General features: G+C 39.1%; 10 protein-coding genes and 3 pseudogenes. 6 read left to right on the plus strand and 7 right to left on the minus strand.

The genetic code is table 11. The annotated features are described in order from the left end of the window. Positions 1-303 precede the first annotated feature (303 nt). The gene (gene ppsA / locus QA442_RS12395; protein ID WP_095431605.1) at positions 304-2,904 is read left to right on the plus strand and encodes a phosphoenolpyruvate synthase; all 2,601 of its coding nucleotides are present in this window, start codon (positions 304-306) and stop codon (positions 2,902-2,904) included. A gap of 408 nt (positions 2,905-3,312) precedes the next feature. Here ppsA and QA442_RS12400 read toward each other — a convergent pair whose 3' ends face one another. Beyond that, positions 3,313-3,576: a hypothetical protein gene (locus QA442_RS12400; RefSeq protein WP_040082952.1), complete on the minus strand. Its 264-nt coding sequence runs from the start codon at positions 3,574-3,576 to the stop codon at positions 3,313-3,315. Between the two features lie 370 nt (positions 3,577-3,946). On the opposite strand from QA442_RS12400, the gene QA442_RS12405 reads away from it, so the two are divergent. Further along, the gene (locus tag QA442_RS12405) at positions 3,947-4,312 is read left to right on the plus strand and encodes a DUF3221 domain-containing protein (RefSeq protein ID WP_095431606.1); all 366 of its coding nucleotides are present in this window, start codon (positions 3,947-3,949) and stop codon (positions 4,310-4,312) included. A 232-nt stretch (positions 4,313-4,544) separates the two neighbouring features. On the opposite strand, the pseudogene QA442_RS12410 reads toward QA442_RS12405, so the two are convergent. Then, positions 4,545-4,709 (minus strand): annotated as a pseudogene (locus QA442_RS12410) (class A beta-lactamase); the annotation flags it as partial. A 370-nt stretch (positions 4,710-5,079) separates the two neighbouring features. On the opposite strand from QA442_RS12410, the gene QA442_RS12415 reads away from it, so the two are divergent. Beyond that, a complete protein-coding gene (locus tag QA442_RS12415; RefSeq protein ID WP_095431607.1) occupies positions 5,080-5,511 on the plus strand; it encodes a hypothetical protein in 432 nt (143 codons plus the stop codon). A gap of 165 nt (positions 5,512-5,676) precedes the next feature. Here the strand turns inward: QA442_RS12415 and QA442_RS12420 are convergent, their stop codons facing one another. Beyond that, a complete protein-coding gene (locus QA442_RS12420; RefSeq protein ID WP_095431608.1) occupies positions 5,677-6,555 on the minus strand; it encodes a DMT family transporter in 879 nt (292 codons plus the stop codon). A gap of 100 nt (positions 6,556-6,655) precedes the next feature. On the opposite strand from QA442_RS12420, the gene QA442_RS12425 reads away from it, so the two are divergent. Beyond that, complete coding sequence (locus QA442_RS12425) at positions 6,656-7,528, plus strand: LysR family transcriptional regulator (RefSeq protein ID WP_095431609.1); 873 nt, start codon at positions 6,656-6,658, stop codon at positions 7,526-7,528. Between the two features lie 132 nt (positions 7,529-7,660). Here the strand turns inward: QA442_RS12425 and QA442_RS12430 are convergent, their stop codons facing one another. The 3 genes and pseudogenes from QA442_RS12430 to QA442_RS12440 form a co-directional block, all read right to left on the minus strand. Continuing rightward, positions 7,661-8,452 (minus strand): DUF817 domain-containing protein, encoded by a 792-nt coding sequence (locus QA442_RS12430; RefSeq protein WP_095431610.1) that lies wholly within the window; start codon positions 8,450-8,452, stop codon positions 7,661-7,663. A gap of 105 nt (positions 8,453-8,557) precedes the next feature. Continuing rightward, positions 8,558-8,814, minus strand: a pseudogene (locus QA442_RS12435) (helix-turn-helix domain-containing protein). Positions 8,815-8,824: 10 nt separating this feature from the next. Continuing rightward, positions 8,825-9,307 carry a DUF2975 domain-containing protein gene (locus QA442_RS12440; protein WP_071582038.1) on the minus strand — a complete coding sequence of 161 codons (483 nt, stop codon included), beginning with the start codon at positions 9,305-9,307 and terminating at the stop codon, positions 8,825-8,827. Positions 9,308-9,643: 336 nt separating this feature from the next. On the opposite strand from QA442_RS12440, the gene QA442_RS12445 reads away from it, so the two are divergent. Then, positions 9,644-10,555: a VanW family protein gene (locus QA442_RS12445; protein WP_069149695.1), complete on the plus strand. Its 912-nt coding sequence runs from the start codon at positions 9,644-9,646 to the stop codon at positions 10,553-10,555. 85 nt (positions 10,556-10,640) lie between these two features. Continuing rightward, positions 10,641-11,135, plus strand: a complete 495-nt coding sequence (locus QA442_RS12450; protein ID WP_095431611.1) for a hypothetical protein — start codon at positions 10,641-10,643, stop codon at positions 11,133-11,135. Between the two features lie 362 nt (positions 11,136-11,497). Here the strand turns inward: QA442_RS12450 and QA442_RS12455 are convergent. Continuing rightward, positions 11,498-11,887, minus strand: a pseudogene (locus QA442_RS12455) (hypothetical protein). Between the last annotated feature and the right edge of the window lie 58 nt (positions 11,888-11,945).

The following is an 11,945-nucleotide window of genomic DNA, read 5'->3' on the forward strand; positions in this document are numbered from 1 at the left end:
AAGTTTAATGAATAGGGACTTATGACTCGAAGTTTCTTACACAAAAAATAAGTCTAATTTATGAATGGGGACTAAACGAACAAAGTTTGAACCAAGTTTTTTATGTGGCTAATAGTTGCGGAAATTAAGAAAGAACCTGGTGAAATTGCCCAGGTTCTTTTTATATTGCACAAAAACAGACACGGTGATATAATCACACTACGTGCGCTTCCTAGTTAAAAAGTCGTAGTTATCCATCTTATAATTTTATAATATCCTACTGGGAAGCTCTTGTCAATATTTTTTTTGAAGGGGAGATGTAGAATGAGTTCTTTCGTTCTCGGTTTACACGAAATTGAAAAAACACAGCATTCGCTCGTTGGAGGAAAAGGAATAAATTTAGGAGAAGTATTAAAAATTCAAGGAATACAAGTACCAGAAGGATTTTGTGTTACGACAAGAGGATTCCAAAAAGCCATTGAACAAAACGAAACGTTACGAGCGATGTTGGATCAATTGGCCATGCTAAAAGTTGATGACCGAGATCAAATTGGTAACATCAGCCGGAAGATTCGGCAAATCATTATGGAAGTAGATATTCCTTCCGATGTTGTGAAAGCAGTGGCTCACTATCTCTCCCAGTTCGGTGAGGAACATGCCTATGCCGTGCGTTCAAGTGCGACTGCTGAAGATTTACCACATGCCTCTTTTGCCGGTCAACAAGATACCTACTTAAATATTATCGGCGTCGATGCAATCTTGCAGCATATCAGCAAATGCTGGGCTTCCCTATTTACGGATCGAGCGGTAATCTACCGCATGCAAAATGGATTCGACCACAGCCAAGTCTATTTATCCGTTATCGTTCAAAGGATGGTTTTCCCTCAGGCTTCGGGGATTTTATTTACCGCTGATCCGATTACCTCTAACCGAAAGGTGTTATCCATCGATGCCGGCTTTGGACTTGGTGAAGCTCTGGTCTCCGGCTTGGTATCTGCCGATTGTTATAAAGTACAGGATGGGCAAATCGTCGATAAGAGAATAGCATCTAAAAAAATAGCTATCTATGGACGGAAAGAAGGCGGAACAGAAACACAGCAAATCGAGCCTGATCAGCAAAAGGCTCAAACGCTGACTGATGAACAAATTTTACAGCTTGCACGCATCGGAAGACAGATCGAAGCTCATTTCGGCCAGCCGCAAGATATCGAATGGTGTTTGGTCCGAGATACTTTTTATATTGTACAGAGTCGTCCAATCACTACTTTATTCCCCATCCCTGAAGCGAGTGACCAAGAAAATCACGTCTATATTTCTGTAGGTCATCAACAAATGATGACGGATCCCATAAAACCACTGGGATTGTCTTTTTTTCTGTTGACGACCGCTGCACCAATGCGTAAAGCCGGTGGAAGGCTATTTGTTGATGTCACACATCAACTGGCATCCTCTGACAGCAGAGAAGTTTTCTTAAAAGGCATGGGACAGCACGATCAGCTCTTAAAAGACGCACTTATGACTCTAATAAAGCGACGAGATTTCATAAAATCGATACCAAATGATAAAACAGCACCAAATCCCAGCAGAGGCAATGCAGATATGCCGGCTCAAGTTGAAAACGATCCGACAATCGTGTCAGATTTGATTGAGAGCAGTCAAACATCAATAGAAGAGTTAAAACAAAACATCCAAACGAAATCAGGATCAGATTTATTTCGTTTTATTCTGGAAGATATCCAGGAATTAAAGAAGATTTTATTTAACCCAAAAAGTTCGGTTCTGATTCGATCTGCTATGAATGCTTCATTATGGATTAACGAAAAAATGAACGAGTGGTTAGGTGAAAAAAACGCAGCAGATACGCTTTCTCAATCTGTACCCCATAATATTACGTCAGAAATGGGTCTTGCGCTATTGGATGTTGCAGATGTGATTCGTCCTTATCCAGAGGTAATTGCTTATTTACAGCATGTCAAAGATGATCACTTTTTGGATGAGCTGGTTAAGTTTGAAAATGGACAGGAAATTCAAGACGCGATCTATGCTTACCTCAACAAATACGGAATGCGATGTGCCGGAGAGATTGATATTACAAGAACTCGATGGAGCGAAAAACCAACTACACTTGTCCCGATGATTCTTAATAATATTAAAAATTTTGAGCCTAATGCCGGCCAGCGGAAATTTGAGCAAGGGCGAGAGGAGGCTTTAAAGAAAGAACAAGAGTTATTAGATCGCTTAAAGCAATTGCCCGATGGTGAACAAAAAGCCAAAGAAACCAAACGAATGATCGACATCATCCGGAATTTCAGCGGGTTCAGGGAATATCCAAAATACGGAATGGTTAATCGCTATTTTGTTTATAAGCAGGCTTTACTGAAAGAAGCCGAACAACTCGTAGAAATGGGCGTTATTCATGAAAAAGAAGATATATACTATCTTACTTTTGAAGAACTTCACGAAGTCGTACGCACAAATAAACTTGATGATCAAATCATCAGCAAACGAAAAGACGAGTACACATTATATGAAAAACTTTCTCCACCACGTGTTATCACGTCTGATGGTGAGATCATTACAGGCGAATACAAGCGAGAGAATCTCCCAGCCGGAGCAATTGCAGGTCTCCCTGTTTCCTCGGGAGTGATAGAGGGGCGAGCACGTGTCATCTTAAACATGGAAGATGCAGATCTAGAAGATGGAGATATATTAGTCACCTCCTTTACTGACCCAAGCTGGACACCATTGTTTGTATCCATAAAAGGCCTGGTCACGGAAGTTGGTGGACTGATGACCCATGGAGCTGTTATAGCGCGCGAATATGGCTTACCTGCAGTTGTTGGCGTTGAAAATGCTACGCAACTGATAAAAGATGGGCAACAGATTCGCGTTCATGGTACAGAAGGCTACATTGAAATACGATAATGGCTGATGGGTGTAGCTTGCCATTAGATATTTTTCCATGTTCTCTATCTAGAAGCTGCTGATGGACTTAGCATTTATACCAAGAAAAGCCGGAACCTCTTAGAGGAGATCCGGCTTTTTATTTTAAATTGGTGTAGTGTGAGAAAGCCGATTTTGCGGGCGACAACTTTTTAAAGTGAATTTTTTTATTATCAGCATTTAAACTGAGCTTACTTTTTGTTCCTGTTGAATATAAAGAACGGCTTTAAAGGAAATTGAACAACAGTGAATCAATCGTATTGAGAACATGTAAGATCAAGAAAAGAACAAAACCAGAGAATGTTGATATGTATTTGATAGAAGACCACATAGAAAGAAACACCTTGCTTAAAACAAGAGAAAAAGGAGCTAAAAAGCTCCTTTATAAGTTTAAACAACTTTTGTATAAATAGCCGTGTAAAACCCGATTGAGTAATCAAAATAATGACGTGTAAGCGTATAAGTATAACCGTTATATTCTATTGTCGGCTGGAAGTTCATTGGCAGAGGACTAATGCGGTATATAGTGTCATAATCATATTCTTCATTTTTTACTGCAACTTCAGGCGAATTTTCAGCAGCCAATGCGGGAACCGCGGATATGAGCATGCCAAAGGATAAAACAGAACCCAATAAGATTTTCTTAATGTTCAATTATACCAACTCCTTTTACAATTAATACGTATATTATGTAACGATTGGAAGTCGTTTTAGAAGTGAATAATGGATCATAAAATGTGAAAATTTTGATTTTAATGGGAGTCGTGATGTGAACGACAGTAATGATAAGTATATTTATGCTGGAATCCACAAAGAAGGAGCCTTCAAGTTTAAAAGCGTAAAAGAGTAAGGGGATAATGTCGAAGGCAACCACATATAAACATTTGTGAAAGAACAAAAAGAAGTTTGAGGAATTGGAGAATGGAGTATGCTGCTGTTATGAATTGCAAAAAGAAGTAGATGGATTGGGTGATCCTGTTGTTTATTTTAAAGATCAAAAGAGGTTTAAAGAGGAGGGAGAAAGGTGCCTAAAATCGGAGTAAGCTTGATAGTGCTCATGATTTTCCTTGCTGGCTGCAATAAAAATGAACAAAACGGAGACGAAACAATGACGCAGAGCCTAGTCGGCTATGTCGGGTTTAAAGACAATAATAGGGCAATTCTCATTACTGATACAGAAGCCCTAGCGAAAGAAGATTATGATCTTTCGGAAGAACAACTGATGAAAAAGTTTAAAAATAAGATAGTCATAGTGGGATTAAGTGAGATTGATAGCACAGCTGATCTCAAAAGAGGTGAAAAAGTAAAAGTGTGGTTCCATACACGAAAAGAGTCAAATCCACCAAGTGCAACGATACAGCAATATAAATTATTACAAAAAAATAATTGAATTCTCATATAGATAACCTCTGATGGTCTGTTCAAACTTTACTTGGTTTCATAAATGAAAACTTGCCATTCATGTTAACGATTCGTGTTTGTGGTGTTTTAGATACTTAAAAAAAGAGGTATTAGTGAGAATATGAAAAAACCGTTCATTAAAAATGAACGGCGGGGTTTAAAAAAGTAATGTCTTTTATCCTTTATGGCAAAAGGATAAAGCAATTCGCAATACTGTGCTTTTATTTGAGATCGTTAAGGACGACTTTAGCTGCCTTAGCAATAAGAGCATTATCATAATTTGCATCTTTCGTAAACCGCTTTGATAGGATTGCCAAAACAATAGGAGCTCTGTTAGGCGGCCAAACGATAGCAATGTCATTTCGTGTCCCGTAACTTCCGGCTCCTAATTCAAATGATTTTGTATTGCCTTCTAATTAACCTCAAAAAATCAGGTATAAAATGATATTTTTCCAATGAAATGTTTCCCATGACAGTTAGTGTAACAAACCCCTTTAAAGTTTCAGATTTTAATAAGTTGAGAGGACAAGGGCTGTTACGACCCACATGCCGTTATTTATCAGGATAGACTACAGATGACATATCAAATTATATATAAAAGCTTCACTGACTCTTAAAAAGGAAATAGATTCGGACGGAAAACTGTTCTCTTTAAGGCTCATTTCATGGTGCTAAAGATTCATTTGAAGAAGGCGGTCTTGATCAGAAAAGATCCTTCCAATATATTGAAGTAAAATGATATCGGGAGGAACTCTTTTGAAAAAGATGTTGATGCTAGCTTTCATATTTCTTTTGGCTTTGACTATTCATATAAGGGAAGCTTCGGCAGTTATAGTGAAAGATGAGGAGAAAGTGAGCTTTACAATGACAGAAAATGAAAAATGGTTTATGAAATCTGATGATTTAAATCCAAACCATTGGACGTCTTACTTTGGATACAGATTCACCATTTTCGATACTGGAGGATGTACAATTAATGCAAGAATCATGCGAATGACTTTGTCGGGATACGAAATAACCGTTAGTGAAAAAAACTTCTCAGGGGATCATTATGATTTTAGTGCAACTGATCGAGTTGAGGCGATGCCTTATAAGACTCATTATTTGATTTTAACAAAAGATCCAGATTGCGGAGACGTTAAAGTAAAAGGTCTATACGGTTTTCAGTTTGATCAGCCGGAATGGTAATAAGAAAGAATTTTGGCAACCTAAACGCCAATAAAAAAAGCTAATGTCTCACATGCAGATATTAGCTTTTTTTATTGTTTAATAGGCTGCCGGCAGGATTTTAAAAGACAGCCGTCTCCTGTCACACGAGGCACAAATCGTAAAAAAAGTGTACCCTCTGTCCATTCACATTTTTCGTCGTGAAAATGTAAATGTATTCATAAAGATGCCGTAGCATATCAGCAGTGCGCCGAGGATAATGTTGATGGTGATCTGTTCGTGCAATTGCAGCCATCCAAAAAATAGGGCCAATACGGGAACAAACATTAATGCCATGGATGCTTTTGACGCTTCGATTTGATTGAGCACCCAAAACCATACGACAAAGGTAAAGCCGGTGGAAAGCAAGCCATTAAACAGCAATGACCATACCGCCTGATATGTCCACTCGGCTGAAGGGACCGGCTCAAATATAAAGGACAACACCAATAACATGACGGCCCCCATCATAAGTTGCCAGGCATTCATATGAATAACATCGATATGCTTGAATTGTAGCTTACTGAACACATTCGCGATTCCCCAGCTTAGCGCTGCCGCAAGCACGCACAGCTCTCCAAATAAAGCGCTTTGATCGATAGCAAGCATTTCCTTTCCAAATATAAATAACAGTCCGAAGAGGCCGCAGACCAGTCCGATCGTTTTATACGCATTCATTTTCTCATTTAATGTAAAATGGCTGAGCACCGTAACAAATATGGGCATCGTATATACCAAAACAGAGGTTTTTCCTGAATCGACAAACTGCATTCCATACGTTAAGATCCCCATATAACCCAGATCCATCAGCAGGCTCATGATGATATAGCTTTTGAGATGTTCTTTTTGAATTGAAAGCTTTTTTCTTTGAATGAAGAGAATGAGAAATAATGGAACCGCTCCGATGAACAGGCGCAAAGCCGAAAATAAAAGCGGGGGGATGTCATGAATTCCTACTTTCATTGCAACCCAAGTATAACCCCAAATAAATGTGACAGATAAGATTCCCAACATGACTTTTACCATGATGAATCCGCCTTTCTTGTTTAAATATCGTGCTGGTTTCTATCATATGTTACATTTGTATATAACTGAAATACATTTTTATTATCGGAGGTATAACCAAATGGTTATGAACATGAACCATCTTCACATATTTGTAAAAGTCGGGGAGAAATTGAATATTACAGAAGCGGCAAAAGAATTGTTCATCTCTCAGCCGGCGGTAAGCAAAGCGATAAAAAACCTGGAGAGCTCGCTGCAGCTCAAATTATTGATCAGGGATAAACATCATGGTTTAATACTGACTGACGTCGGAAAAGAAATTTTGCTGCTGGCGAGGCAAATGAAGGGAATTGAAAGCAAAATATATCAAATAGCCAACCGGGAAAACAAGCTGTTAAACGGGAAGGTGAAAATTGGTTCATTTCCTGCAGTTTCAACAAATATCATGCCCCAGGCGATTGCGGCATTCAGATCAAACTACCCGTTGATCCGCATCGAATTGATCGAGGGGACCTCTGACCAAATAAAAGGATGGGTTGAGGATCGGACGGTTGATATTGGAATCGCAGCATCTCCATTTGAACCATTTGAAAATCAGCTATTGTGTAACGACTATATGGTGGCCGTCATCCCGCCGCAGCGTGATGAATTAAAACAGGAAAAGCATGTCAACCTTGAAACATATCAAGATGACCTCATTTTCTGTAAAGGCGGTCATGAAATCGCGATGTCAAACGCATTTTCGCAATACAACATCGAATTAAAGGAAAACTTGACTGTGCAAAATGCCGAAACCTTGATTAATATGGTCAAAAACAACTTGGGCATAGGCATTATTTCAAACTTTACACTTTCATCCGTCCCGCATCAATTAAGTAAAAATGACATTTTTCCTAGGATCACACGCGATATCGGCGTCATCGCACATTCATTTGAAGAGATAACGCCGGCGGCGCATGAGTTTGTCAAGGCGTTGAAAGCAGTCGTAATCTGAATCAGTTCTCGTGGTGCGACGAAGTTTGAAGAAGATGGATACCCGCAGGCAGAGTGACAAAAAAGAAAAGCAACACATTTGAACGTTGCTTTTCTTTTTAGCTGGAGTCTTGTACGCCAGGAGACTGTTAACCTAAAAAAGATTCACCCCTCTCTGCTTTGTAGGACTCTGCTCCTTAACTTGTTTTAATGATGCTACTATAAGAAAGCTAACAATCACCAGCAAGAGCCATGAACTTACCTTTCCGAGGTGTACGAGACTCCATGTCTCGATTTGGTTTGGATATTTCCAAGCCCCAAAAAACGTAGCGATATTTTCCGCTATCCATATAAAAAATCCGATGAGTACAAAAGAAAGTGCGAGCGGCATACGGTAACGAGCTCCATTCACCTCGTATGTAACCCATGTTTGCCAAAAGACAATGAGGACAAGTCCAGATAACCACCATCGAATATCAATCGAAAAATGATGGATGAAAAAATTCAAATAAATCGCAGCGGCAAGCGGAACAACCGCAAAAAAAGGCGGCCACTTAACCAATTCAACCTTAAGCCTTCTCCATGCCTGGCACAAATAACTGGCTACACTTGCGTACATAAAGCCGCTATACAAAGGTACTCCAAATATTTTGGAGTATCCTTCTTCTGGATAAGACCAGGAGCCCATATGGACTTTAAAAAGTTCCAGAGCAAGCCCGATAAGGTGGAACAATGTGATCACTTTTAATTCATCCCAAGTTTCAAGACCAGAACGCACCATCCACAATTGCATGAGGACGCAGATCATGAGGAGCCAGTCGTACCGCGGCAAGAAGGGTAGTGGGATCATTTGTGTGATAGCCAAAGAGGCAAAAATAACGACAGGAAACAAACATGAAAGCGCTTGTTCCCAGCCGAAATGAACGATTTGTTTTAAAGCTCTCATTTTGTATGCCCCCTCCAAAGGAGTATTCTTCGTGTATGTAAGGGACGCTTAGTATAGGAGCTGGATGGATATAAGGTTATGTCCATAGGCTCACCGCCAATCACTTTATTTTTCTGTTGATGCTACATATTTGCTTTTTACGACTCCTTTGTGTCTTCATCACTTCGGTATTCCAATATATCTCCGGGCTGACATTCTAAAGCCTTGCAAATCGCTTCTAAAGTTGATAATCGAATGGCCTTTGCTTTTCCGTTTTTCAATATCGAAAGATTAGCCATGGTGATGCCAACTCTCTCCGAAAGCTCTGTTACGCTCATTTTTCTTTTAGCAAGCATCACATCAATGTTAATAATAATTGCCATAGTCATCACCTCAGACCGTTAAGTCATTTTCTGATTTTATATCAATCGCTTCTTTTAATAGTTTTTGCAGAACAGCAGCAAAGACCGCAATGACCATTGAAGCAAAAATAATAACCAATCCGATGACTATGATACCCGGGGCGTCGTCTATATCGGCTATCAGATAAAAGACAGGCATACCTGCTGCATAAAAGATACTGATAGTGACCGCACAGTATTTTATATTCTTCAAAGCCCTTACTGACAATCCCGAGAAAGCTTTATTCTTGTCAATATAGCTTAAAAGTTTGAACGCTTGATAAAGAGCAAAGTAAAAAGGAATCGCCGTTACATACAAATAGATGAAAACGAGATATTTTATATAAACGATATTTGGAAGTAATTCTGCTGAATAGTTGGCTATCTTAGGCACTAAAAAAATGCATAAAGCAAGAATTGGAATTCCAATAAAAATAACAGCTATCTTTAAAAAGAGTGTTGACATTCGATTCATAACGCACCTCATTTGTTTGTTGTCTATTTGAATGTAACAAAAAATTTATCGTTTCTCAATAAAAAAATATTGAAATGGATTAATTTGTTGTTGTTAAGGGAAATTCTTTTTCATTTTTGAGCAAAACAAAAAAGCATCCCACATCATTGAGATGCTCTGCTATTTTAGACTTGGCGACTGAATGAACCGTATACTTCAGTGGGCTCTAGGGATCGGTGTGAACAATTAAAGTGATAGCTCTTTTATGAACATCTAAAGATTCAAACAAACGATGGGAAGAAATACATCAAAGGAGAAGCTGCTGTTCATACTAATGATCGGGAGGTAAAGCAACGTATGATACAAATTTTGATCACTGGTCTTTTTTTATTGGCTCAGCCGAGTGGGCCGGATGACAGCTTAACGGTTACACAGCAAGGACGAACAATTGCCACTGTTCACCGTGAAGACTTTACAATGCCTCTTCCCGGCACTCCAATGGTCGACGATGAAAAATACAGTAAATTTATCAAACAGCTTGATCAGAAAGTGTACCGGGAGCCGATAAACGCTGTCCTTAACGATCATGGAAGCATCGTCCCGGGCAGGGTTGGCTACAAACTGTATCAACAGGCTTTTAAGGAAAAGTTTTATGCGTATTTTTATGGCCAAGGCCCCTCCAAGGTAGAAGTGCCGGAAATGAACATTTATCCGAAGGTTGACAGCGAGCTGCTTTCTCACATCAGTACGCAGCGGCTTGGTCAGTACGTGACTTATTTTAATTCAAGCAATAAAAGCCGCTCACACAATATTTCTCTTTCTGCAAAAGCCATTGACAATCACGTTGTTTTCCCTAATGAGACGTTTTCGTTTAACCAAGTTGTAGGCATGAGAACTCGGAACAAAGGGTATAAAAGTGCGCCCATTATTGTAAAAGGGGAGTTGTCTGAAGGTGTAGGAGGCGGAATTTGCCAGGTGTCCTCAACACTTTTCAATGCAGTCGACCAGGCAGGGCTGCAGGTCGTTCAGCGCTATTCTCATACTAGAAGCGTGCCATACGTTCCACCCGGACGGGATGCTACGGTCAGTTGGGGAGGCCCTGATTTTCGTTTTCAAAACCAATATAACCAGCCAATCTTAATTCGGGCAAAAAGGTATGGGGGAAGTATGATTGTTACGCTATACTCTTCTGATGTGATCAACAACAAGTTGAGAAAAATCCCAAAAGCTCCATCTCGGATACCGAAAGAAATAAATGCTGAGCAGTAAATACACAACCGTAGCTAAGGATATGGCTTAAGAGAGCTCAATTTTTTAAGGGATCGCCAGTGAAAAGAAAGGAGGGACAAATGAAATGAAAAGGGTATTCTTTTCCGTATGTGCGGTAATAGTAGTTGGATTTGTTTTTTGTCAATCAAAAGCGCACGCTCTGACTTTTACGGTGTTGCCTATTACACAAAAAACAGACCAGTGGTCAGTAAAAGTAAGTGAAGCAAAAAATGCAAAGGAATTTGCGGAATCTCAAAAAGGAGAATATCAAGTATATTCCTTGGAAGTCAAAAATGTAGGAGAAAAAGCAGCTGCTGTAGATGTGCAATTGTATAGAAATGATCCTGATTCAATCACAAGGTTTTCGCTTTTTGGATGCCCTGATGAAAACTGTGACAAACCAGAAGATCAAAAAATGTTAGCTAAAAGTTTAAACGATGGCTCACCGCTGAAGTTCAATCATTTTATGCTGGCAGATAAGGCCTCCGAATTAGAGGTTGTCATTATTTGGACGCAAAAGGGACAAGAAGGGAGAAATTTAAAACAGACCTTTAAATTCACTGAGGATGGCGTTAATTAGGCAAAAAACTTGTCAGTCATCGATATGAAAAGTCATATCTCTTAGATAGATAAGATTAACCAGCATTGAGCATACCGCAGAGAAAGGGGAGAGGGAGAGGAATACGAATATAATGTGATTTTGATGATGAAGCCAGTACATTGCAAGAGAAAAAAAGAAAATGACAGTTGGAAAGCCAGTCACAGTATCACTATAGTGAAGAATCAGAGGAGGCTCCGATCGAAGTGAAATGTTTGTTCATGATCATAAAGTCATTGAATACGAATAGAGAAAGCGTGGAAATGAACAAGCGGTTGAATCACTGCTCCGCATTTTAGCTTGAAATGTATGGTTACCCCTCTGAAAAACAAAAAATACCCCACTTAATCATTAAAGCCGGTCATTTCAAAATTTTCTATGTCAAGATTTAATTTTTTTTTTAATTGTTCCAGCAAAACGTCGAATTTTAAGCAACCACCATTTTTCAATTCTTCTGGAATACTTCCGGATTAGCAATTTCCATCCCGCTCTCAATCCATTGTTTGCGATACAATTGAAATGCAGCCTCAATTAAATGATCAGGAGTTACAAAAAAACCTAATCTCACATCATGATCCTCACTGTAGCCAAATTCAAAGCCGCAACATGGACAAATGTCAAACGTTTTTTTGATATTCTCCTTTATACAAAGGATTTTGAATTAATCCTTTGTATCCGCAAATGAAACATGAATAACATTTTTCCGCTAAGCTTAATCCTCCTTTAACTGTTATTTGCTTTTGCTGTCACGTAACAAATATTACTTCAAATAAAAAACTTCTTATACTATAT

Source organism: Bacillus stercoris (assembly GCF_029772985.1).
In the GTDB taxonomy this organism is placed as follows: domain Bacteria; phylum Bacillota; class Bacilli; order Bacillales; family Bacillaceae; genus Bacillus; species Bacillus stercoris.

Bases quoted from the DNA above. Each gene is read 5' to 3' on its own strand.
- QA442_RS12445 (WP_069149695.1), top strand. From the start codon at position 9,644: ATGATACAAATTTTGATCACTGGTCTTTTTTTATTGGCTCAGCCGAGT.
- QA442_RS12450 (WP_095431611.1), top strand. From the start codon at position 10,641: ATGAAAAGGGTATTCTTTTCCGTATGTGCGGTAATAGTAGTTGGATTT.
- QA442_RS12425 (WP_095431609.1), top strand. From the start codon at position 6,656: ATGGTTATGAACATGAACCATCTTCACATATTTGTAAAAGTCGGGGAG.
- QA442_RS12440 (WP_071582038.1), bottom strand. From the start codon at position 9,307: ATGAATCGAATGTCAACACTCTTTTTAAAGATAGCTGTTATTTTTATT.
- QA442_RS12430 (WP_095431610.1), bottom strand. From the start codon at position 8,452: ATGAGAGCTTTAAAACAAATCGTTCATTTCGGCTGGGAACAAGCGCTT.
- QA442_RS12420 (WP_095431608.1), bottom strand. From the start codon at position 6,555: ATGGTAAAAGTCATGTTGGGAATCTTATCTGTCACATTTATTTGGGGT.
- ppsA (WP_095431605.1), top strand. From the start codon at position 304: ATGAGTTCTTTCGTTCTCGGTTTACACGAAATTGAAAAAACACAGCAT.